At 55.9% G+C, this 21,654-nt stretch carries 18 protein-coding genes; 1 reads left to right on the top strand and 17 read right to left on the bottom strand.

The window, feature by feature from the left end:
* Nucleotides 1–9: 9 nt before the first annotated feature.
* The 4 genes from hmeg3_RS08865 to ndk form a co-directional block, all read right to left on the bottom strand.
* A complete protein-coding gene (locus tag hmeg3_RS08865) occupies nucleotides 10–1,089 on the bottom strand; it encodes a helix-turn-helix domain-containing protein (protein ID WP_094563402.1) in 1,080 nt (359 codons plus the stop codon).
* Nucleotides 1,082–1,855 (bottom strand): type IV pilus biogenesis/stability protein PilW, encoded by a 774-nt coding sequence (gene pilW, locus hmeg3_RS08860; protein ID WP_369828865.1) that lies wholly within the window; start codon nucleotides 1,853–1,855, stop codon nucleotides 1,082–1,084. Before pilW ends, hmeg3_RS08865 begins: the two co-directional genes overlap by 8 nt.
* A 47-nt stretch (nucleotides 1,856–1,902) precedes the next feature.
* Nucleotides 1,903–3,084 (bottom strand): 23S rRNA (adenine(2503)-C(2))-methyltransferase RlmN, encoded by a 1,182-nt coding sequence (rlmN, locus tag hmeg3_RS08855; protein ID WP_094563400.1) that lies wholly within the window; start codon nucleotides 3,082–3,084, stop codon nucleotides 1,903–1,905.
* A 67-nt stretch (nucleotides 3,085–3,151) separates the two neighbouring features.
* Nucleotides 3,152–3,577, bottom strand: coding sequence for a nucleoside-diphosphate kinase (gene ndk, locus hmeg3_RS08850; RefSeq protein ID WP_007877268.1), 426 nt, complete (start codon nucleotides 3,575–3,577; stop codon nucleotides 3,152–3,154).
* 224 nt (nucleotides 3,578–3,801) lie between these two features.
* Between ndk and hmeg3_RS08845 the strand changes: the two genes are divergently transcribed.
* Nucleotides 3,802–4,494 (top strand): Bax inhibitor-1/YccA family protein, encoded by a 693-nt coding sequence (locus hmeg3_RS08845; RefSeq protein ID WP_094563399.1) that lies wholly within the window; start codon nucleotides 3,802–3,804, stop codon nucleotides 4,492–4,494.
* A gap of 76 nt (nucleotides 4,495–4,570) precedes the next feature.
* Here the strand turns inward: hmeg3_RS08845 and rlmD are convergent, their stop codons facing one another.
* The 13 genes from rlmD to hmeg3_RS08780 form a co-directional block, all read right to left on the bottom strand.
* Entirely contained in the window at nucleotides 4,571–5,929 is a 1,359-nt protein-coding gene (gene rlmD, locus hmeg3_RS08840; protein WP_094563398.1) for a 23S rRNA (uracil(1939)-C(5))-methyltransferase RlmD, read from the bottom strand.
* A 100-nt stretch (nucleotides 5,930–6,029) separates the two neighbouring features.
* A complete protein-coding gene (rpoS, locus tag hmeg3_RS08835) occupies nucleotides 6,030–7,061 on the bottom strand; it encodes an RNA polymerase sigma factor RpoS (RefSeq protein ID WP_094563397.1) in 1,032 nt (343 codons plus the stop codon).
* 3 nt (nucleotides 7,062–7,064) lie between these two features.
* Nucleotides 7,065–8,087, bottom strand: a complete 1,023-nt coding sequence (locus hmeg3_RS08830; RefSeq protein WP_094563396.1) for a peptidoglycan DD-metalloendopeptidase family protein — start codon at nucleotides 8,085–8,087, stop codon at nucleotides 7,065–7,067.
* Nucleotides 8,088–8,222: 135 nt separating this feature from the next.
* Entirely contained in the window at nucleotides 8,223–9,149 is a 927-nt protein-coding gene (locus hmeg3_RS08825) for a protein-L-isoaspartate(D-aspartate) O-methyltransferase (protein ID WP_094563395.1), read from the bottom strand.
* Entirely contained in the window at nucleotides 9,146–9,883 is a 738-nt protein-coding gene (surE, locus tag hmeg3_RS08820) for a 5'/3'-nucleotidase SurE (protein WP_094563394.1), read from the bottom strand. Before surE ends, hmeg3_RS08825 begins: the two co-directional genes overlap by 4 nt.
* Before the next feature lie 111 nt (nucleotides 9,884–9,994).
* Complete coding sequence (locus hmeg3_RS08815; RefSeq protein ID WP_094563393.1) at nucleotides 9,995–10,936, bottom strand: flagellar brake protein; 942 nt, start codon at nucleotides 10,934–10,936, stop codon at nucleotides 9,995–9,997.
* Nucleotides 10,937–11,023: 87 nt separating this feature from the next.
* Complete coding sequence (locus hmeg3_RS08810; RefSeq protein WP_094563392.1) at nucleotides 11,024–13,048, bottom strand: ATP-dependent DNA helicase; 2,025 nt, start codon at nucleotides 13,046–13,048, stop codon at nucleotides 11,024–11,026.
* Nucleotides 13,049–13,255: 207 nt separating this feature from the next.
* Complete coding sequence (locus hmeg3_RS08805; protein WP_198361807.1) at nucleotides 13,256–13,462, bottom strand: YdcH family protein; 207 nt, start codon at nucleotides 13,460–13,462, stop codon at nucleotides 13,256–13,258.
* A 128-nt stretch (nucleotides 13,463–13,590) separates the two neighbouring features.
* Nucleotides 13,591–14,391, bottom strand: a complete 801-nt coding sequence (locus hmeg3_RS08800; RefSeq protein WP_094566220.1) for a hypothetical protein — start codon at nucleotides 14,389–14,391, stop codon at nucleotides 13,591–13,593.
* Nucleotides 14,392–14,408: 17 nt separating this feature from the next.
* Nucleotides 14,409–15,506: a cell division protein ZapE gene (zapE, locus tag hmeg3_RS08795; protein ID WP_094563391.1), complete on the bottom strand. Its 1,098-nt coding sequence runs from the start codon at nucleotides 15,504–15,506 to the stop codon at nucleotides 14,409–14,411.
* Between the two features lie 148 nt (nucleotides 15,507–15,654).
* Nucleotides 15,655–17,082 (bottom strand): dihydrolipoyl dehydrogenase, encoded by a 1,428-nt coding sequence (lpdA, locus tag hmeg3_RS08790; RefSeq protein ID WP_094563390.1) that lies wholly within the window; start codon nucleotides 17,080–17,082, stop codon nucleotides 15,655–15,657.
* A gap of 144 nt (nucleotides 17,083–17,226) precedes the next feature.
* Entirely contained in the window at nucleotides 17,227–18,474 is a 1,248-nt protein-coding gene (gene odhB, locus hmeg3_RS08785; RefSeq protein ID WP_094563389.1) for a 2-oxoglutarate dehydrogenase complex dihydrolipoyllysine-residue succinyltransferase, read from the bottom strand.
* A 76-nt stretch (nucleotides 18,475–18,550) separates the two neighbouring features.
* On the bottom strand, nucleotides 18,551–21,415 hold the full coding sequence (locus hmeg3_RS08780; protein WP_094563388.1) for a 2-oxoglutarate dehydrogenase E1 component: 2,865 nt from the start codon (nucleotides 21,413–21,415) through the stop codon (nucleotides 18,551–18,553).
* Nucleotides 21,416–21,654 lie beyond the last annotated feature (239 nt).

Below are 21,654 nucleotides of genomic sequence, written 5' to 3'. Positions count from 1 at the left end.
ATTTCAAACTTATTTCAAACTCAGACGCGCCACATTACTGCTGCTAGTGGTCTGCAAATCCAGTTTGGAACCACGCAAGCTGGCGTCAACACCGGCAGCATTGCCGATCACCAGTGTTACGGGTTCAGTAATATCGAACGACTCGGAGGTGCCGGCCTTCAACAGACGCGAAATCATGGTCGTCTTGTCGTTGCGGCGAATCTCAACCCACGAATCCTCACGGAACGTCAATCGCAGCAAATCTTTGCTGTTGCTGATACTCAGCCCGCCAGTCACGGGGGACGCCGAACTAACGGGCGCGGACGCCGCCGGCTGCGCAGAGACAGCAGCGGCCGGCGTGGGTGCTGCCGGCTTCTCCACTGGCGCAGCCTCGGGCTGAGGCGACGGCGCCGAAACAACGCTGGCGACGCGTTCGGACACATTTGTAATCGCCGAGCTTGTCGCGCTTGCTACCGCCGACTCAACTTTTTCCAGCTTGCTCTTATCCGAACCATCCTGAACTTCTGGAGGCAATTCCTGCGCATCCGCAGCCTGGCCTTGCTGCGCCTGTGCTTGCGGCTCGTCCGTTGCCCCGGTCTTGTTGGCTGCAGATTTCAGCCAGGCCAATTGCGGCACGCCGTTTAACAGATCCGTCTCATGGATGGCTACCGCTGCACCGGCCAGGATAACCACCAAAATGCCGCCCACAATCAATCCAGGCGACATTTTGCTGCGATTCCCTAGGGGCAGCGGAGACTCCGAAAACGGAGTCGAGAGCGTGCGTTGCGGCACGATCGGCTCTTTACCGACAGGACCTTCCTGCGGCAACGACGCAACCAGAGCATTGGCATCCAGCCCCAGCAACTTGGCATAAGCGCGCACAAAACCGCGCACGATGACCGCACCCGGCAAAGCTGCATAATTATCCGCTTCCAGAGCGATTACTTGCCGGGTTGCGAACTTCAGCTGGCTGGCAGCATGTTCCACAGACCAGCCTTTGGCCTGGCGTTGTGCCGCTAATAACGCTCCGGGTAATACGACCTGCCTTACCTCTTCTGTTCCCGACACGAACTCGGGGACCGGCGCTTCATTTCCCTGCTGATCACTCATCAAATGCTCCACGTTGATAAGCCGCGTATTCTGACGAAGACGGATAGCGGCGGCGCAACTGCACCGCCAGATCATTTTCGGCTGATTGATTGCCTAGTTTACGTTCAATCTTGATGGCAAGCCATAGCGCTTCTTGATTCAAGACATTATTCTTTGCTGCCAGACCGATATGAAAGCGAGCGCGCTCAAATTCATTCCGGCCAAAATACAGCCTGGTCAGATTCACATTCGTTGCAAAACTGGCCGGCTCGTACTGAAAAGCACGTGCAAAATAGCGCTCCGCCGCCTGCGTATCCTGCAGTTTCAGACTACAAGAACCTGCATTGGCGAGTGCTTTGCCGGGCGACTGATACCTTCCATTGCCGATTGCGGCGTCAAAAAACGGCATCGCCTCGGCAGCACGTCCGTTATTGCACAGAAACCAACCGTAATTATTGGAAAAATCGGGATTTCCAGGCGCCAGCTTCATCGCTTGCAAAAAATCACTCTCAGCTTGCCTTGCCTGCCCCATTTCCATGTAGGCGAGCGCTCTCACGCTATAGGCATCCGCGAAATCAGGAACAGCCTGCAAGGCTCGGCCGGCCTCTTCCAGAACTACGCCATACTGCCCCTGCTGGTAGTAGCCGATTGCCAATTGCAGACGGATGTCAGCCCGCGTTTGCGCATTTGCACGCGTCGCAACACCAGGCAAACTGGGAACAGAATTATCCGGAACGAGAGCCGCAGCCTTGTCCGTTTTGGAAGAGGCACATCCGGTCAGGAGCAAAGCAGGCGCCAGCGCAGCGGCAACGACGCTTTTCTGCCAACCTCTCCTCACCCGGATATCTCCACGATGCGACCAAAATCCTTGCCGAATTTTTGCTGATACTCGGTCATCTTTTGCATACGCTCCTGCACGCGCGTACGATCTTTCACTTCACCCGCCAACTGACCACAGGCTGCGTCGATATCGTCTCCGCGCGTCTTGCGAATGGTTGTGACGATACCGGCATCCATCAAAATCTGGGCAAACGCCTTGATGCGAGGATTATGTGAGCGCTTCAATCCTGACTCGGGGAAAGGGTTGAAAGGAATCAGATTGAATTTGCACGGCACCGCAGCCTTGCTGTCGCCACCGCCTTGCACCAGCGCAACCAGCTCGCGCGCATGCGCGTCGCTGTCGTTGACACCATCCAGCATGCAGTATTCAAACGTGACGAAATCACGCGGCGCGAATTCCAGATAGCGCTTGCAAGCAGCCATCAGTTCGTGCAGCGGATACTTCTTATTCAGGGGGATTAAACCATCGCGCAGCGTATCGTTCGATGCGTGCAGCGACACAGCCAATGCCACAGGACATTCCTGCGACAGCTTGTCGATCATAGGCACCACACCGCTGGTGGACAAGGTCACACGGCGACGAGACAGACCATACGCGTTATCGTCGAGCATCAGCTTCAGCGCGGTAACGGTAGGTTCAAAATTCAGCAAAGGCTCACCCATGCCCATCATCACCACATTGGTGATCTGGCGCTCGCCTTTCGGGCCAGCTTCGACGCCTTTGGTCTTGCGCAGCTCAAACTCAGCCATCCAGAGCTGGCCGATGATTTCGCCGACGCTCAGATTGCGGTTGAAGCCCTGCTTGCCGGTCGAACAGAAACGGCAGTTCACCGCACAGCCGGCCTGGGTCGAAATACACAGAGTGCCACGAGTTTCTTCGGGAATGAATACGGTTTCAACGGCATTTCCGTTGCCGACATCCACCAGCCATTTGCGGGTGCCATCGGTAGAAGTGTGATCACTGATGATCGCCGGCGCAGCGACGAAGGCGCGCGTGGACAGTTTTTCACGCAGTGATTTGGCGAGATCGGTCATCTCGGCAAAGTCGGCAACACCGTACTGGTGTATCCAACGTTGCAATTGTTTGGCGCGAAACGGCTTCTCACCCAACTCGCCACAGTAAGCGACGAGTTGCGCGGGATCCAGATCCAGCAGATTGGTGAGAGCTGTTGTCATGACATGTACCACTTTTCGTTAACCTTGATGCATAGATCACTAAACATCAAGGACAACTTGCTACAAATTAACGCGAATAGATGTTCAGCGCTGGGAAGAAATACGAGATTTCAACCTTGGCTGTTTCAGCTGCGTCGGAACCGTGTACTGCGTTTGCATCGATCGAGTCAGCGAAATCGGCGCGAATTGTGCCTTTTTCTGCCTTCTTCGGATCGGTTGCGCCCATCAGGTCGCGGTGCTTCAGAATGGCGTTTTCGCCTTCCAGAGCTTGAACGATCACAGGACCGGAGACCATGAAGTCAACCAGATCCTTGAAGAAAGGACGCTCGCGGTGAACCGCGTAGAAACCTTCAGCTTCCGCACGCGACAAGTGAATCATGCGCGCAGCGATGATTTTCAGGCCGGCGTTTTCGAAACGGGAATAAATCTGACCGATCACGTTTTTCGCAACTGCGTCCGGTTTGATAATCGACAGGGTGCGTTCAATTGCCATGTGTAAAAACTCCAATAAAAAGAAAGGGTTAAGCCGTTAATCAATAATTCAATCAACCTTTGATTCTAGCATAAAAAGGGCATTTATCAGCCTAATTTGCTCGGAAGCATGACATTTTGACAAATACGAGAGAAAATCTCTCGCAGAACTTCACAGCCCCGAACATGTCCTACACAAGACTGTCGTGCTATGCTTAGTTCGCATTTAACGCAACTGGAGGAAGAATGAGCCAATACCCACAAAACGCATTTGAATCTGTCAGCACCGGCGCCGTCGTACGCAACCGCGTGCTGCGCAACACCTACTGGCTGCTCGCGTTGTCCATGATCCCGACCGTACTGGGCGCATGGCTGGGCGTGCAAATGCATTTCAGCATGTTCGCAGGCAGCCCGATGATCGGCTTCGTCGTGTTCATGGCGGTGGCATTCGGTTTCTTTTACGCAATCGAAAAAACCAAGAATTCAGGACTGGGCGTCGCCGTCCTGCTCGGCTTCACCTTCTTCATGGGCCTGATGCTGTCGCGCCTGATTGAATACACGCTGGGATATTCCAACGGCGGCACCTTGATCATGACGGCCTTCGGCGGAACAGCACTGATTTTCGGCGTCATGGCAACTGTTGCCACGGTATCGAAACGTGATTTCTCGGGCATGAGCAAGTGGCTGTTTGCCGGCTTGCTGGTGATCGTCGTCGCATCGCTGGCAAATATTTTCCTGCAACTGCCGGCGCTGCAATTGACGATTTCCGTAGTTGCCATCGCAATTTTCTCCGCTTACATCCTGTTTGATGTACAGCAAGTGATCAACGGCGGCGAGACCAATTACATCTCGGCAACACTGCGTATTTATCTGGACGTGTACAACGTGTTCGTCAACCTGCTGTCGATTCTCGGCATCTTTGGCGGCAACCGCGACTGACCGGTAATGACCAATAAAAAAGCCGACCTTCTGGTCGGCTTTTTTACGCCTTCAGCTCAACAAGGCAATGAATGACTCACTCATCCAAATCAAAAACCGCCATCGATTCCACGTGTGCAGTATGCGGGAACATGTTGACCACGCCGGCCAGTTTCAAACGGTAGCCGCCGCCATTCACCAACTCACCGGAGTCACGCGCCAGCGTCGCTGGATTGCATGACACATACACGATGCGCTTGGGCTTCAGATGGGCATGCTGCTCACTCAGACCAGCAATGGCTTTACAGACTTCCAGCGCACCTTCACGCGGCGGATCGATCAGCATCCGATCGAACTTGCCCAGCGCAATGAAATCCTCTGTCGTCGCTTCGAACAAGTTGCGGCAATAGAACGACGTCTTCTCGGCGACATTGTTGACCTTGGCATTTTCCGCTGCGCGCTCCGTCAGCGCGGTGCTCCCTTCAATGCCAACCACCTCTTTTGCCATCGTGGCAATCGGCAAAGTGAAGTTACCCAGACCGCAGAACAAGTCGGCCACTCGATCTTCCGGCTGCGCATCCAGCAAACGCAAGGCTCGCGCGACCAAGACGCGATTGATCTGATGATTGACTTGCGTGAAATCGGTCGGCTTGAAAGGCATGCGAATACCGAACTCAGGCAGCGTATAGTGCAGATTCGACTGCGGCGGATAGTACGGGTAGGCGGTATCGGGGCCTTTGGGCTGCAACCACCATTCGACCTTGTGCTCGTCCGCGAAAGCTTTCAATTTGACTTCGTCGTCAGCACTAGGTGGCTCCATCACGCGCAATACCATCACCGTCGTTTTCTGTCCGTCATCACCCTCACCGATCGCCAGTTCAATCTGCGGCAGACGATCAATGATGGTCAAAGATCCAATCAGATGACGCAACGGCACCAGCATCGCAGAAACATGCGGCGGCAGGATTTCGCAAGTCTTCATGTCGCTCACAAAGGGCGATTTCTTCTCATGAAAACCAACCAGCACTGTGCCTTTTTTGACCACATTCTTCACTGAAATCCGGGCGCGATAACGATAGCCCCAGGTTGGCCCGTAAATCGGACGCAACATGGTTTCAGCCTTGAGCTTGCTGAGATGCCAGAGATTGTCTTCCAGCACGCGCTGCTTCATGGCGACTTGTGCGGAAGGCTCCAGATGCTGCATGGCGCAGCCGCCGCAAATGCCGAAATAGTCGCATTGCGGCTTGACGCGCAATGACGATTCACGATGCAAGGCCGTCATCGTGGCGGCCTCCCACTTCGGTTTTTTGCGGTAGGAATGGAAACTGACTTGCTCCCCCGGCAACGCGCCTTCGACGAACACGACTTTGCCCTGGGTACCATCTTCGTTGGCCAGATGGCCGACGCCGCGCCCGTCCATGTCGAGGGCTTTGATATCGATAATGTTTTGCTGCATAGAAACAATAAATGCGGCCGCCGTCGCAGCCTTAAAAGACCAAAACCGCTATTGTCGGCGATCCGGGGAGCGGAGGGAAGCTAAAACGCCACCAACGCCACTAGAACAGGGCGTCCTTGCTGACACCGCGCGATACCAGCGTACGTTTGAGCTTGATGAGCGCTTCTTGCTGGACCTGGCGCACGCGCTCGCGGGTGATGCCCATTTCGCTTGCCAGCTGCTCCAGCGTGGACGGGTCGTCGTTGTCGAGCCCGAAACGGCGTGTGATGACAATTCTTTGCTTGTCAGGCAAGTTTTTGAGCCAATCCCGGATCAATATCGACATTTCATGCGACTCCGCCTGCGTGTCGGGATTTTCATCCGTCGAACCGGGCAGCAAGTCGATCAGGCTGGCCTGAGGATCGTTATCCAACGGTGTGTCCAATGACGCCGCATGCTCAGAGAGCGTCAGCACGTCCTGCACATCCTCCACCGGCCGATCGACCAGATGAGCGATATCTTCGGCAGTGGCGTCGCGACCATCGTGTTGTTGCGCTTCCAGATGGTATTTGGCCCGCAGGATCTGATTGAGTTCACGCACCATATGCACGGGCAAACGTACCGTGCGCGCCTGGTTCATGATGGCGCGCTCTATGCTCTGGCGTATCCACCAGGTGGCGTAAGTGGAAAAACGGAAACCGCGCTCCGGCTCGAACTTGTCGATGGCGCGCATCAAACCGAGGTTACCCTCTTCAATCAGATCCAGCAGAGCAACGCCGCGGTTAATGTAATGCTTGGCGATCGACACGACCAGACGCAGGTTGTGTTCGATCATTTTTTGACGGGAAGCGAAATCGCCTTGCTTGGCCAGCGTGGCAAAGTACAACTCTTCCGGAGCGGTCAGTAACGGCCGGGTGCCGATCTGATTGAGATAGTGTTGTGTCGTGTCGGTGGAGAGTTCTGCGGCGAGAACCTTTTTCAGCTCCTCGACGCCCTCAACGGCGACAACAACTTCTGCTTCACCATCACTCCCATCTTCGGCAGGATCGCCCTCTTCAATCACTTCCAGATCGTCGGCAACATCCATTGGCTCGACTGGATCGTCCGATCGGGACTCTTCATCTGGCAGTTGATCGTGAGGGCGTGGGCTCATACGCTAACGTGGCGGTAGGTATTTCGACGGATCGACAGGTTTGCCTTGTTGACGAATTTCGAAATGCAACTTGACGCTGTCGCTATCCGAATTCCCCATCTCGGCAATCTTCTGTCCCTTGGTTACTGCTTGCCCTTCCTTCACCAATATTGTCTTGTTGTGCGCATAGGCAGACAAGAGATTATTCGTGTGCTTGACGATGACCAGATTGCCATAGCCGCGAATGCCGCTACCGGCATACATGACCTTGCCCGCTCCGGCCGCCAACACCGGCTGACCGCTCTTACCGGCAATGTCTACACCCTTTTTGCCGCCATCAAACGTCCCGACAACCTTGCCTTCTGCAGGCCACATCCAGGAGACCGCGTCATCGTCCGCCGCAGGTGCAGCAGCAGCCGTCGCCGGCTTGTCCGTCGCATGTGCAGGCTCAGTCTTTGTCGCCGCTTGCGGCGCTGCTGCCGACGTTCCCGTTGTTGCTGGTGCCGCCGCAGCTACGCTGGTCGGTGCGGTGTCCGGTTTTTCCATTTCGGCCAACGTACTGTCCGAATAAGCACGCTTGTCACCGCGCGGCCCGATCTTGTTGCTGCCGGCACCCGCGACCGGAGCCGCAACACCGTTGTTGGCTGCCGTCGATGCACCCAGCGGCTTGACCTCGATACCTGACCCTGATGCACCACCGACCACGACAGCACCGGTTTGCACACCATCAGGCGGCGACACGCGCAACACCTGATCGACCTTGATGTCGTTCGGATTGGTCAGGTTGTTCCAGGCGACGATATCGCGATAGCTCTGACCGGACTCCAACGCGATACGGTACAAGGTATCGCCCTTCTTTACGGTGTAATAACCTTTTCCTTCAGGACGCGCAGCTGCAACAGCTGCGGCAGGCTTGCTTGCGTCGACCACAGGCTTGGTGGAACTCCCCGTACGATCCACCACAGGGGCCGCGGTACGCGGCGTAGTCGAACACGCTGCAAGCAGACTGACGGTAATCCCCAACCAAACCAAACGATTTTTTTTCATGCTCATTACATTAATTTTGTACAACGATAACGTTGACCCGCGCCCTGCGCGAGAAGTTCATCGGGACAAGCAAGGCCTGATCATGCACCTTGCTGCCATTGGCTGTGTTGCTTATTTTGCTTATTCGATTTCTTGTTACACCGTGCCTGGACGCAAAGGCACGAAATGGCATTCTTCCAAGGTTTCGCTGGTCCATTCAAACTTGCTGATGCGCTCGATCAGCTGCAGCATTTGCTGACGCCCCCCGACCGGCGCCACCAGGCGCCCGCCTATCGCCAACTGTTCCAGCAAGGCCTGAGGCACTTCCAGCCCGGCCGCAGCAAGAATGATACCGTCGAACGGCGCCACCTGCGGCAGACCTAGCATACCATCTCCGTAATGCAAGCGGATGTTGGCAATGCGCAGCGGGCGCAAATTGGTTTTGGCCAGTTCATGCAACGGTTTGATGCGCTCAATCGAATACACGTCCTTGGCAACCAGCGACAAGACCGCCGCCTGATAACCGCAGCCGGTGCCGATTTCCAGTACCCGGTCGAGCACCTTGCCCTTGTTGTTGTCGCGCATGATTTCGATCATGCGGGCAACAATGTAGGGTTGCGAGATGGTCTGATGATGTCCGATCGGCAATGACGCATCGATATAAGCCTGGCTGGATAATGCCGGCTCCATGAACATGTGCCGCGGTACCGCTTCCATTGCCGCCAATACCTTGGGATCACTCACCCCCTGTTTGGCGACACGCGCCACCATGGCTTTGCGAACGGCGTCCGACACCAGCGGCGCCTGCCGGTTGGCGGTCGGAATGGGTGTGGGTAAAGCGCTTCGTACGGTTTGCTTGCCGGCAGGTTGAGCAGACTGCGCAGCTTTTGCGGCCTGTGCCTTCGCAGCCTGACGCCCCGAATCCTGAGCGGCGTTTCTGGTTGCCGTCTGCGGCGTCACGACAGTGCGCGTCGGTGCAGCAAACTGCGTCGATGTCCGCCCGGAAGCCGTCGTCGACGACTTGCCTTTCTTCTCGACCACAGAAGACAAGGACAAGGGGAAACGGCTCGATTTATCGGTCATGCCAACGCCTTCTTCAGATTGGCGAGTTGCGCCGTATGCGTCAGGTCGATCTGCAGCGGCGTAATCGAGACATGCCCCTGCGCCGTCGCGTGAAAATCAGTCCCCTCGCCCGCATCCTTTACGGCACCTGCCGGGCCGATCCAATAGATATCCTTGCCATGCGGATCGCGCATCTTGTAGACCGGCTCAGAAGTATGCCGCTTACCCAGCCGCGTCGCGACGCAAGGCTTGAGTTCTTCATACGGCAGATTGGGAATATTGACGTTCAGCAGATAAGGCTTGTCCAGTGTTTCGAACTGGCGTTCGACAACTTCGCGGGCGATGCGCGCTGCACTGTCGAGATGCTCCCAGCCTTTGTGCAACTGAGAAAAAGCAAGCGCTGGGATCCCAAACAGGAAACCCTCGGTCGCCGCCGCCACCGTACCGGAATACAGCGTGTCGTCACCCATGTTCTGTCCCTGGTTGATCCCCGAGACGATCAGGTCTGGACGCTCCGGCAACAAACCGGTCAGGGCAACGTGCACGCAGTCAGATGGTGTGCCATTCAGATAATAAAAACCGTTGCCGGCGCGCTCAACCCACAAGGGGCGATCAAGCGTCAACGAGTTGGAGCTGCCCGACCGATTGCTGTCGGGCGCAACCACCGTGATCTCGGCGATGGCGGACAAGGCGTCAGCCAGCGCCAGGATGCCTGGAGCCTGATAGCCGTCGTCGTTACTGATTAAGATTTTCATCCCGCCATTTTACCCGAAGCCCCCTGCCAAATTCGCAGAGAAATGCGGCGATGCATCGTAAAACATGGAGGTGTTGGACCGCTAGCCGAAACATCCGCCGCAAGCAGTAAGTCAGTCGGTTTCGCTGACGCTTTGGTAGACAAATGCCGACAAAATGAGGCGATCCCTTGGCGACACGTCAATGAACTCCAACCCGTATTTGGCGTAGTTCGGATCGCTGTCTGCCTCAACCGTACGCAATACGACGTCCAGATCCAGGCCCCGGTCTTCGCCGGCAACATTGATGATGAATTTGAGATGCCCCTTGACATCCTTGGCGCATCCAAGAAAGCTACTGACGCCGGATACACCACCGACGCTCAAATCGAGCAGATTGAGAGACGCCGGCGGCGCCGAACCAATCGTCAGGAAGGCGTCGACATCCACTTCGACGCGAGCATCCTGCCGGATGACGGTGCAGCGCACTTCACGCGGACAAGACAGATGCAAATAAGGATAAGGAAGATTCTGATATTTGAGAACGCTGGCCGCGAACGCATAGGCACGTCGCCCAGACAAAGCGCGCACCACGACGATCTGCCCGTCACGCAAATGCATGTATTTGCCATCTTTGACCGGCGCTGAAACCAGCACACTTTTACCCGCCAGACTACCCATCAGGCTGATGTTGTAGCGAACGTCGGGGGCTTCTTTCAGTTGCAGCGACAGGGCATCGCCGATGCGCCAACGCACATCGTCCATGGTGACGATGCTTTCTTGCCCACGACTTGGCGCAGGTGGACGCAGGCCTTTGGAGCGACGGCGTTTTTGCAGCACGTCACGCGATTGCGGCAAGGGCACTGAGTCGGTATCGGGTTCGGTTCCCCACTTTTCGTTGCGAAACAGGCCATGCTCCAGCAAACCATCGAGCTGACCTTGGGTTTCCACCATGCTGCCGCGCGCCAGCAGCAAATCGCCGGCTTCGTTATAAATCGGCCAGGGCGCACGCTGCCCGACAATGAGCTCGCTGGCACGTACCGGTACTAATGCGGTGGATGCGCTTAAACTCGCCATGCATATCTCCCGTATGCTTGATTTACCATGCAGATCGCATCTGTCAGCATCAATGCGATCAGTGCTTCAAGATCGTTCAAGATTCAATCAAGATTCGTCTACGGCTGCAGCCAGCTCTGCACGACGAATGAAAAATTCTTCTACCGCCGCGATGTCACGCGTGCGTTTGAACGGCGGCAGACTCTGCCAGATACGTCGGCCATATCCCTTGGAAATCAGGCGCGGATCGCAAATCATCAACACGCCTTGGTCACTTTCATCTCGAATCAGGCGGCCGGCGCCCTGTTTCAGATTAATGATTGCAGACGGCAGCTGATGATGCATGAATCCATTCAATCCCTTTTTCTCCAACTCGGCAATCCGCGCCGCCAACACCGGATCGTCGGGTGGCGAAAACGGCAGCTTGTCGATGATCACCAAAGACAACGCATCGCCGCGCACGTCGACGCCTTCCCAGAAACTCTGGCTGCCGATCAGCACGCCGTTACCCGATGCACGGAAGCGATCCAGCAACTCAGTCCGCCCCGCTTCCCCTTGCACCATCAATGGAAAAGGCAATCCACGCGTCTCGAACTCTTCACGCAAACGCTCTGCCGCACGATTGACTGCACGTATCGTCGTGCACAGCAGGAAAGTACGGCCGCCGGCAGCAATAATCGCCGGTAACGCCGCGTCAATCACAGCGTCAGTGTACTCATACGAATTGGGTTGCGGCAGGTTGTTCGGGACGTAGAGCAAGCCTTGCTGCTCGTAGTCGAACGGACTCGGCCAGGATTGCGCCGGCTCATCCCACAAACCCATCTGCGACGTGTAATGCGTGAAATCATTCTTCACCGCCAGCGTTGCCGACGTAAAGATCCAGGCACGCGGTACGCCTTCGCGCTGCTTGTTGAAAATCGGCGCAATCGACAACGGCGTGCGATGCAATTGCAGCGATGAGGTGAAGGCTTCGACCCATAGCACGTAGCTCTGCCCGTCCTCGCTGGCGGCTTTGTCTTGCGCACCGTTCCAGTTATCCAGCTGGTTCGACAATTCGATGGCGCGGGTGCGGCATTGCTCGATGGTTTCTGCGCGCTCGGCCTGCTTTTCCAACACGGCGATCATGTCGTCCATGTTGTCGCGCAAGGTTTCCAATGCCGGAAAGAAGACACTCGACGGCGCGATCTGATTGACCGCCAGGCGCACGATATCCTCCGGGAAAGCCAGTCGCAGATCGCGTGCGGCCTTCTCCACCGGTGACACCACTTTGGCCCAGTCGGCGCCATCGCGCGCGTGCGAAAGGCCTTCCGCCAGCACATCGCGGCACAGCTCCAGCACTTGCGACGTCGACACGGTATCGCCGAAGAACATCGTCGCGGTTTCCGGCAGTTGATGCGCTTCGTCGAAAATGACGGTATTGGCAGTCGGCAGCAACTCTGCCACGCCGGTGTCCTTGAGCGCGACATCGGCAAAGAATAGATGATGATTCACAACGACGATATCCGCCTGTTGCGCTTCCTTGCGCGCCTTCATGACGAAGCAATCCTGATAGTACTGACACTCTGCACCGAAACAGGTATCCCGCGTCGAGGTGACCAGATTCCATATCAGCGCCGTCTCCGGTACCTTGGACAGTTCGGCCTTGTCGCCGGACGATGTCGTCTTCATGAAGCGCGAAATCTCGCGCAGATAACCGACGTCGTCCCGCGAGGTCATGCGACCGTTTTGCAGCGTGCGTTCGAGATGGAAATGACAGACGTAGTTGGAGCGCCCCTTCAGCAACGCAACCGAGACCGGCGCGCTCAAGGCTTTGCGTACCGTGGGGATATCGCGCAAATACAGTTGATCCTGCAAGTTCTTGGTGCCGGTCGACACGATGACTTTGCCACCCCAGAGCAAGGCCGGGACCAGATAGGCAAACGTCTTGCCGGTGCCGGTGCCTGCCTCTGCAATCAGGGTGCGCTGACCGGCAATGGCATCGGCAATGGCTTTGGCCATTTCAGTTTGCGAATGGCGTGGGCGATAGCTGCCTACCTGCCCACCCAAGGGCCCACCTGCGCCAAAAAGCTGCTCAACCTCGGCATCATGGATACCATGTGGAACGGGTGCTGCGGTATCTTCGATGGAACTCACTGACTTACGCCTGTAAAGAGGTTAACCGGACAACAAGAAAAGGGATAAAAGCGCTGCCGGATCATTGCCAGGACTAAGCGCTCGGCAAAATTTACCGTTCAGGCGCTCCGCGGAGCGTCTGTAGAAACCAGCTTCAGAGCAGCGCCAAAGCCAACGACAAAGCGACCTCCGGGCAATCGAAAATAGTCCGACCGGAATTCGACAGGATCAAGCTGGAATATCGGGAGTTAATTGCATTTTCAGCAACACGATATGATCTTTCAATTGCAACTTGCGCTTCTTCAAACGACGCAATTGTAATTCTTCATGACGGGTTTCATGCGAGAGCATGTCAATCACCGCATCAAGGTCACGATGTTCGACTTCCAATTCGATAATACGGCGCTGTATATCTTCGCGGTGCGTCATGGTCATGGTGGCTTCTATTGCAAAATTGACAACGACTGCTAACAATCGCTGCCAAGGGAAAGAACTGTTGACAGTGTAATCCACCTGCCATGGGTCAACAATCGCTGCCGGCGTTGACCGGCGGCATGGATCGTTTATTTGGATGGTGTTGTTGCCGGTGAAGCCGGCAACAACGGAGTAGCCGCAGGTGCAGCTGCTGGCGTCTGCTGCTTGGCGGCACGTTCGCGCTCCTTCTCGGCTTTCTTGGCCTCGACTTCTTTGCGGTGGACTTCCGCTTGTTTTACTTTTTCCTTGTAAGCCTGCTCATTGGCTGCGCGTTGAGGTGCTTTGGCAGCTTCTTCAGCCTGAGTCTTGCGTACTTGTGCCTCGTGCGCTTTCACACGGACGTCGGCCTGGCCTTCAGCCTGGGTCTCGCGTTCCGCTACCTGCTTTTGCTTGGCGGCACTCTCCTGGATCTTTCTGGCGGATGCAGCGGCTTTTTCCTTTTGATCCTGTGCACGACGCGCGGCGTCTTGCTCATCCTTTGCATGCTGTTCGGCCAGCGACTTGTCGCGATCGTCCGCTTTCGCTTGACGCTTGTAGGCGTTCGCTTCAACTTCGACGTCACGCACCTGCCTGACGGCGACGCGATTGCGCTCCTTCGCTGCTTCCAGGCAAGAAGACACAAAAAACTTCTTGTAGCAGGCGCGCTGCTCGTCAATGTATTGATCGTTGATGACCTGACGCTCTTTGTCTGCCTCAAGAAGAATCTCATCGGCGGCATCGGTCGACTGAATCGAGCCGGACGGGTAGCGCTGGTCGAACGTCGGCTGGCCCGGCGTTCCATACGCCTGCTCTGCCGCCTGTGCCGTCGATATGGAAAGCGGCAACAAGGCCAGCAAACCAAGCGCACAGGTCACCACCCGGCGGGACGAATATTCAAAAAATAATTGCATGTAACCCTTATCCATATTCAAGCAAGCTTATCGGCGGCCAGACGGCGCTCGGAATCCATGTATTCGCGCGATTGCATTTCAATGATACGTGAAACCGTGCGGTGGAACTCATTTGACAGTGTGCCCGCAGTGTAAAGCTCATCAGGATCCACTTCTGCCGACATGATCAGCTTGACCTTATGGTCATAGAAAACGTCGATCAGCCAGGTGAAGCGGCGCGCCTCGGAGGACATCGCCGCCGACATGCGAGGGATACCGGACAGGATCACGGTCTGAAAACGGCTGGCGATTTCCAGATAATCATTCTGCGAGCGCGGACCGCCGCACAGAGTCGCAAAGTCGAACCAGATCGCGCTACCGGCGCGACGCAGCGCTCGGATTTCGCGCGCCTCGATATGGACGCGCGTATCTTCATCGGCAGTTTCTGCTACGGCCGCAAAAGCTTCGCGCAGCTCGCTGTCGGTCTTGGCGTTGAGCGGCGAATGATAGATCTTGACCTGCTCCAGCGCGCGCTTGCGATAGTCGACACCGGCATCGATATTCATCACATCCAGTTTGTCGTTAAGCAGTTTGATGGTCGGCAGCATGCGATCACGATGCAGACCATCCGGATACAGCGTGTCCGGTTTGTAATTCGACGTCATGATGAACGACACGCCATTGTCGAACAAACCACCCAACAGGTTGTACAAGATCATCGCGTCAGCGATATCCGAGACATGGAACTCGTCGAAACAAATCAGGCGATACTTCTTCGCGATGCGGCGCGCAACCTCATCCAGAGGATTGGCGATACCCTTCAGCTCATCAAGCTGGCGATGCACGTCGCGCATGAATTCATGGAAGTGCAAACGCGTCTTGCGCACTACCGGTACGACCGAATAGAAGCTGTCCATCAGGAAGGATTTCCCGCGTCCTACTCCGCCCCACATGTACACGCCACGCGGCACATCAGGACGATTGATCAGCCGCTTGAAGGTGCTGGAGCGCTGCGATTTGAACGCGACCCACTCTTCATAAGCGCGCTGCAGACGATCGATCGCGCGTTGCTGTGCTTCATCTGATTTAAAACCACGCTCGCTTAGCGCATGATCGTAGAATTCGCGGACATCCATGGTTGATCTTTATTGTTTAATTCGCGTCATCCGGAGCATCCGGGATGGCCGACTTTGTGAAGACGGGAACTACCAAAACAAAAATGGGCGAGCCAGGCTCGCCCATCGATGATGACCGGAGTTTACCAGTAAAGGTAAAACCGATTCATCAGAAGTTCAGCGCGCGCTTGTCGACTGCCAGTGCGGCTTCCTTCGTTGCTTCGGACAACGATGGGTGAGCATGGCAGATACGTGCGATGTCTTCAGCGGACGCACGGAATTCCATCGCCACGACAGCTTCGGAAATCAGTTCCGACGCCATTGGGCCAACGATGTGCACGCCGAGGATTTCGTCGGTCGTTGCATCCGCCAGGAACTTGACCATACCCGATGTATCGCCCAGTGCGCGTGCACGGCCGTTTGCCAGGAATGGGAAAGTACCGGCCTTGTAAGCAACGCCGTCAGCCTTCAGTTGCTGCTCGGTCTTGCCGACCCATGCGATTTCCGGCGAGGTGTAGATGACCCAAGGAATGGTGTTGAAGTTGACGTGACCGTGTTGGCCGGCGATACGCTCGGCAACTGCAACGCCTTCTTCTTCCGCCTTGTGCGCCAGCATCGGGCCGCGCACGACGTCGCCCACTGCCCACACGTTCGGCAGGTTGGTCTTGCAGTCGCCGTCAACGGCGATGAAGCCACGCTCATCCAGCTTCAGGCCAACGGCTTCAGCGTTCAGACCAGTGGTATTCGGTGTACGGCCGATCGACACGATCAGCTTGTCGAACACTGCCTTTTGCGCATTGCCTTTGTCATCGGTGTAGTCGACGGAGACGTCTTTCTTGCCGGCCTTGATGTCGCCGATCTTGACGCCCAGATTCACTACCAGGCCTTGCTTGGCCAGCAGCTTTTGCGCTTCCTTGGCGATTTGTTCGTCGACGGCACCCAGGAATGTCGGCAGCGCTTCCAGCACGGTGACTTCTGCACCGAGACGACGCCAGACCGAACCCATTTCCAGACCGATCACGCCGGCGCCGATAACGCCCAGCTTCTTCGGCACTTCAGTGATCGCCAGTGCGCCGGTGTTCGACAAAATCAGTTCTTCGTCGAATGCTGCACCAGGCAATGCACGTGCGTTGGAACCGGTTGCAACGATGACTTGCTTGGCAGTGATCGATTCTTCCGTTGCGCCGGCAACCTTGATTTCGTAGCCGTTGGCGTCGCCCTTGACGAAGCTGCCGCGACCGTGAAAGAAAGTGACCTTGTTCTTCTTGAACAGGTACAGGATGCCATCGTTGTTTTGCTTGACGACGGTATTCTTGCGACCCAGCATTTTTTCCAGGTTCAGACCCAGGCCTTTGACTTCGATACCATGATCAGCAAAGGAGTGGCTGGCGTGCTCGTAGTGTTCCGACGATTGGAGCAGTGCCTTCGATGGAATGCAACCAACGTTGGTGCAAGTGCCGCCCGGTGCAGGACCGCCCTTTTCGTTCTTCCACTCATCGATACACGCAGTGTTGAAACCCAGTTGTGCTGCGCGAATTGCAGCGATGTAGCCGCCAGGGCCGCCGCCGATGACGACCACGTCAAAATTTTTACTCATAGTTTTATCCTAGTGCGTTTTTGAATGTGCGCAGACCGGATACGATCCGGCACGAATGCAAAAGAGAAAAAAGGCGCCGAGAGAACAGAGGAACGATGATCCGGCTTCTCTGTTTTCCCTGCGCCTTATTTCAAGTCCTGATGATTAGAGATCCAACAGCAAGCGTGCTGGGTCTTCCAAAGCTTCTTTGATTGCGACCAGGCTCAGGACGGCTTCGCGGCCGTCGATGATGCGGTGATCGTAGGACAGCGCAAAGTAGTTCATCGGACGAATCACGATCTGGCCGTTTTCAACCACAGCGCGATCCTTGGTGGCGTGGATGCCCAGAATCGCCGATTGCGGTGGGTTGATGATCGGTGTCGACAGCATCGAGCCGAAGGTACCGCCGTTGGACACGGTGAAGGTACCGCCGGTCATTTCTTCGATCGACAGCTTGCCGTCCTTGGCTTTTTGACCGAATTCACCGATCTTCTTTTCGATGTCGGCGATCGACAATTGATCCGCGTCACGCAGAACCGGAACCACCAGACCGCGTGGCGAACCGACTGCAACACCGACGTCGAAGTAGCCGTGGTAGACGATGTCGTTGCCATCAACCGAAGCGTTGACGATCGGGTACTTCTTCAGTGCATGAACGACCGCCTTGACGAAGAAGGACATGAAGCCCAGCTTGACGCCGTGTTCTTTTTCGAACTTGTCCTTGTACTTGGCGCGCAGATCCAGCACAGGTTGCATGTTGACTTCGTTGAAGGTCGTCAGAATCGCGTTGGTTGCTTGCGATTGCAGCAGACGCTCAGCCACGCGTGCGCGCAGGCGGCTCATCGGGACGCGCTCTTCAGGACGATTTTCCAGGCTTGGCTTACCAGGAGCAGTAACTTGTTGCAGAGCAGGCTTGGCGGCAGCAGCTGCAGGAGCGGCAGCCTTCGGCGTTGCCAGGGAAGCCAGTACATCACCCTTGGTGACGCGACCGTCTTTACCTGTGCCCGACACTTGCGATGTCGACATGTTGTTGTCTGCCAGGATCTTGGCAGCAGCAGGCATGGCAACGTTGGACTTGTTGGCCAGCTCAGGAGCGGCAACCGGAGTCGGTTCGTTGGTCGATTGCGGAGCAGGAGCAGCCTTGATTTCCAGCGGGCTCACTTGCGCGGAAGCGTCGGTGTCCAGAATCGCGATGACTTCACCTGCGACCACGGTCGAACCGTCGGCCTTGATGATTTGGGTGATGACGCCTGCTTCAGGTGCCGGCAATTCCAGCACGACCTTGTCAGTTTCGACGTCGATCAGGTTTTCGTCGCGTGCGACGGCTTCGCCCACTTTTTTATGCCATTGCAGCAGCGTCGCTTCTGCAACGGATTCTGATAATTGTGGGACTTTTACTTCGATTTGTGCCATGTAACTTCTCCGATTCGGGTTATTCAATAAACATCAGCGCGCACCGCCCTCGCGATGCGCGCCGTGCAAGATCTGATTACTTAGTCAGGACAAAGCCTTTGAGCTTCGAGAACGCGGTGTCGATCAGCGCCTTTTGTTGCGCATAGTGCTTGTCGTAGTAACCGACCGCTGGCGATGCGCTGGCTGGACGACCTGCGTAAGCAAGCTTTTGACCGTCAGTCAGATTTTCAAAGATGTTGTGCTGGATTTGCAGCCATGCACCTTGGTTTTGCGGCTCATCCTGAGTCCAGACCAATTCCTGGAAGTTCGGGAATTGTTTGAGCGCAGCAGCAAATGCCTTGTGCGGGAACGGATACAGTTGTTCGACACGGATGATTGCTGTGTCTGACTGACCGCGTTCCTTTCGAGCGTTGACCAGATCGTAGTAGACCTTGCCGGAGCAAGCGATAACGCGCTTGACCTTCTTGGCGTCGATCTTGTCATCCAGTTCAGGAATAACGGTCTGGAACGAACCCTTGGCCAGATCGGACAGCGGCGAACCGGCATCCTTGTTACGCAGCAGCGACTTCGGTGTCAGGATGATCAGTGGCTTGCGGAACAAGCGGATCATTTGGCGACGCAGCAAGTGGAAAATCTGCGCGGCAGTAGTCGGCTGAACAACTTGCATGTTGTTGTCCGCGCACAGCTGGAGGTAACGCTCCAGACGTGCCGACGAGTGTTCCGGACCTTGGCCTTCGTAACCGTGCGGCAGCATTTGTACCAGACCCGATGCACGCCCCCACTTCACTTCGCCGGAGCTGATGAATTGGTCCATCACGACTTGCGCGCCGTTGGCGAAGTCACCAAACTGAGCTTCCCAGATGGTCAGCGTGTTTGGCTCAGCAGTCGAGTAGCCGTATTCGAAGCCCAACACCGCTTCTTCGGACAACACGGAGTCGATCACAGTGAAGGTCGATTGGTTTTCGGCGACGTTTTGCAGAGGGATATAAGTACCTGCATCCCAACGCTCACGGTTTTGATCATGCAACACTGCATGGCGGTGAACAAACGTACCGCGACCGGCATCCTGACCTGTCAGGCGAATTGCATAACCCGATGCGACCAGCGAAGCGTAGGCCAGATGTTCACCCATGCCCCAGTCGAGATTCAGATCGCCACGCCCCATTGCAGCGCGATCGTTGATGACCTTCTCGACCAGTGCGTGCGCCTTGAAGCCTTCTGGAATTGTGGTAATGCGTGTTGCCAGACGTTTCAGTTCAGCCAGCGGCACTGCGGTATCCGCAGCGTCGGTCCACTTGCGATTCAGGAACGGCAGCCAATCGACGGCGTACTTGCTCTTGAAGTTGGTGATGACTGGATCGACAGTGTGCTTGCCGGCGTCCATCGCATCGCGATAAGCCTTGACCATGGCGTCGCCGCCATCTGCAGGGATCGTGCCTTGTGCTGCGAGGCGTTCTGCGTACAGCTTGCGTGTGCCTGGGTGTTGCGCGATCTTCTTGTACATCAGCGGCTGCGTCAGCGCTGGCGTATCTTGCTCGTTGTGACCCAGTTTGCGGAAGCAGATGATGTCGACAACGATGTCCTTCTTGAACTGCATGCGGTAGTCGACCGCGATTTGCGTAGCGAACACGACGGCTTCAGGATCATCACCGTTGACGTGCAGCACAGGCGCTTCGATCATCTTGACGACGTCCGAGCAGTACAGTGTCGAGCGGGAGTCACGTGGATCGGAAGTGGTGAAACCGATCTGGTTATTGATCACGATATGCACGGTACCGCCAGTGCCGTAACCGCGAGTCTGCGCCAGATTCAGCGTTTCCATCACAACGCCCTGACCTGCAAACGCAGCATCGCCGTGAACCAGAATCGGCAGCACTTGCGAGCCGTCCTTGTCGCCGCGGCGATCCATACGCGCCTTGACCGAACCTTCAACCACAGGGTTGACGATTTCCAGGTGGGACGGGTTGAACGCCAGCGACAGGTGGACCGGGCCGCCTGGGGTGCTGATGTCGGATGAGAAACCTTGGTGGTACTTGACGTCGCCGGCAGGCAGGTCGTCAGCGTGATGACCTTCAAACTCGGAGAACAGTTCTTGCGGAGTCTTGCCCAGTGTATTGACCAGGACGTTCAGACGACCGCGGTGGGCCATACCGATAACGATTTCCTGCACACCCTTTTCACCGGCGCGCTGGATGGTTTCATCCAGGGAAGCGATGAAGCTTTCGCCGCCTTCGAGCGAGAAACGCTTTTGACCGACGTATTTGGTGTGGAGGTAACGCTCCAGGCCTTCGGCCGCGGTCAGGCGGTCAAGGATGTGCTTTTTCTTTTCAGCGGAGAATTGTGGCAGCGCACGTGTTGGTTCCAGACGTTCCTGGATCCAGCGTACTTCGGCCGGGTCGCTGATGTAAGTGAATTCTGCGCCGATCGAGCGGCAGTAGGTATCGCGCAGCGACTGCAGCAAATCGCGCAAGGACGCGGTTTCGCCACCGAAATAGGTATTGCTGATATTGAACACGATGTCCATATCAGAATCGCTGAAGCCGTAGAAGCTAGGCTCAAGTTCTGGAATGGTCGGACGCTCCTGGCGTTGCAGCGGATCGAGGTTGGCGTAACGCGAACCCAGATCGCGATAGCCGGCGATCAGTTGTGTTGCAGCGACGCGCTTGCGACCCATTTCGGTATCTGCAGAAGCGACGACGGTGCGGATCGGACCTTGCTTGGCACGCTCGGCGAACGAGGCAATGACCGGCGCATGGGCGACGTCTGGACGATTGGAGCCATCAACTGCAGGCACATGTTGCACCGCGTCGAAATAAGCACGCCAATTGTCTGGTACGGATCCGGGATTATTAAGGTATGCCTCGTACAGTTCTTCCAAGTACGGAGCATTTCCACCAAAAAGGTAGGAATTGAGATTGTATTGCTCGTAGAGCTGTGTCATATCTTGCTCACCTTTCTTCGCGTTTCGCGAGATTAGCGGGTTAATCTAACCTTCCGCGACACGGCCTGACCGGTTAGCGGATTGCACATCAAGTTGTGGGGAAGGACCATGTCTACCTGAACTTTTTTTGAGTTATCCAGCCAGCATAGCCCGAATTATATATCCTAATTTCCAATAAAAAAGCGAATCCTGAAGATTCGCTTTTTATTTGTGTTATTTGTTGTAACCAGCGGCACGAC

It is taken from the genome of Herbaspirillum sp. meg3, assembly GCF_002257565.1.
GTDB lineage: Bacteria > Pseudomonadota > Gammaproteobacteria > Burkholderiales > Burkholderiaceae_D > Herbaspirillum.
The sequence above is the reverse complement of the archived record's forward strand: the minus strand, read 5'-3'. Positions and strand labels throughout refer to the sequence as shown.

What these genes read in the sequence shown, in the direction of transcription:
- hmeg3_RS08865 (WP_094563402.1), bottom strand. Translation starts at nt 1,089, where the DNA reads ATGAGTGATCAGCAGGGAAATGAAGCGCCGGTCCCCGAGTTCGTGTCG.
- rlmN (WP_094563400.1), bottom strand. Translation starts at nt 3,084, where the DNA reads ATGACAACAGCTCTCACCAATCTGCTGGATCTGGATCCCGCGCAACTC.
- ndk (WP_007877268.1), bottom strand. Translation starts at nt 3,577, where the DNA reads ATGGCAATTGAACGCACCCTGTCGATTATCAAACCGGACGCAGTTGCG.
- hmeg3_RS08845 (WP_094563399.1), top strand. Translation starts at nt 3,802, where the DNA reads ATGAGCCAATACCCACAAAACGCATTTGAATCTGTCAGCACCGGCGCC.
- rlmD (WP_094563398.1), bottom strand. Translation starts at nt 5,929, where the DNA reads ATGCAGCAAAACATTATCGATATCAAAGCCCTCGACATGGACGGGCGC.
- rpoS (WP_094563397.1), bottom strand. Translation starts at nt 7,061, where the DNA reads ATGAGCCCACGCCCTCACGATCAACTGCCAGATGAAGAGTCCCGATCG.
- hmeg3_RS08830 (WP_094563396.1), bottom strand. Translation starts at nt 8,087, where the DNA reads ATGAAAAAAAATCGTTTGGTTTGGTTGGGGATTACCGTCAGTCTGCTT.
- hmeg3_RS08825 (WP_094563395.1), bottom strand. Translation starts at nt 9,149, where the DNA reads ATGACCGATAAATCGAGCCGTTTCCCCTTGTCCTTGTCTTCTGTGGTC.
- surE (WP_094563394.1), bottom strand. Translation starts at nt 9,883, where the DNA reads ATGAAAATCTTAATCAGTAACGACGACGGCTATCAGGCTCCAGGCATC.
- hmeg3_RS08815 (WP_094563393.1), bottom strand. Translation starts at nt 10,936, where the DNA reads ATGGCGAGTTTAAGCGCATCCACCGCATTAGTACCGGTACGTGCCAGC.
- hmeg3_RS08805 (WP_198361807.1), bottom strand. Translation starts at nt 13,462, where the DNA reads ATGACCATGACGCACCGCGAAGATATACAGCGCCGTATTATCGAATTG.
- hmeg3_RS08800 (WP_094566220.1), bottom strand. Translation starts at nt 14,391, where the DNA reads ATGCAATTATTTTTTGAATATTCGTCCCGCCGGGTGGTGACCTGTGCG.
- zapE (WP_094563391.1), bottom strand. Translation starts at nt 15,506, where the DNA reads ATGGATGTCCGCGAATTCTACGATCATGCGCTAAGCGAGCGTGGTTTT.
- lpdA (WP_094563390.1), bottom strand. Translation starts at nt 17,082, where the DNA reads ATGAGTAAAAATTTTGACGTGGTCGTCATCGGCGGCGGCCCTGGCGGC.
- odhB (WP_094563389.1), bottom strand. Translation starts at nt 18,474, where the DNA reads ATGGCACAAATCGAAGTAAAAGTCCCACAATTATCAGAATCCGTTGCA.
- hmeg3_RS08780 (WP_094563388.1), bottom strand. Translation starts at nt 21,415, where the DNA reads ATGACACAGCTCTACGAGCAATACAATCTCAATTCCTACCTTTTTGGT.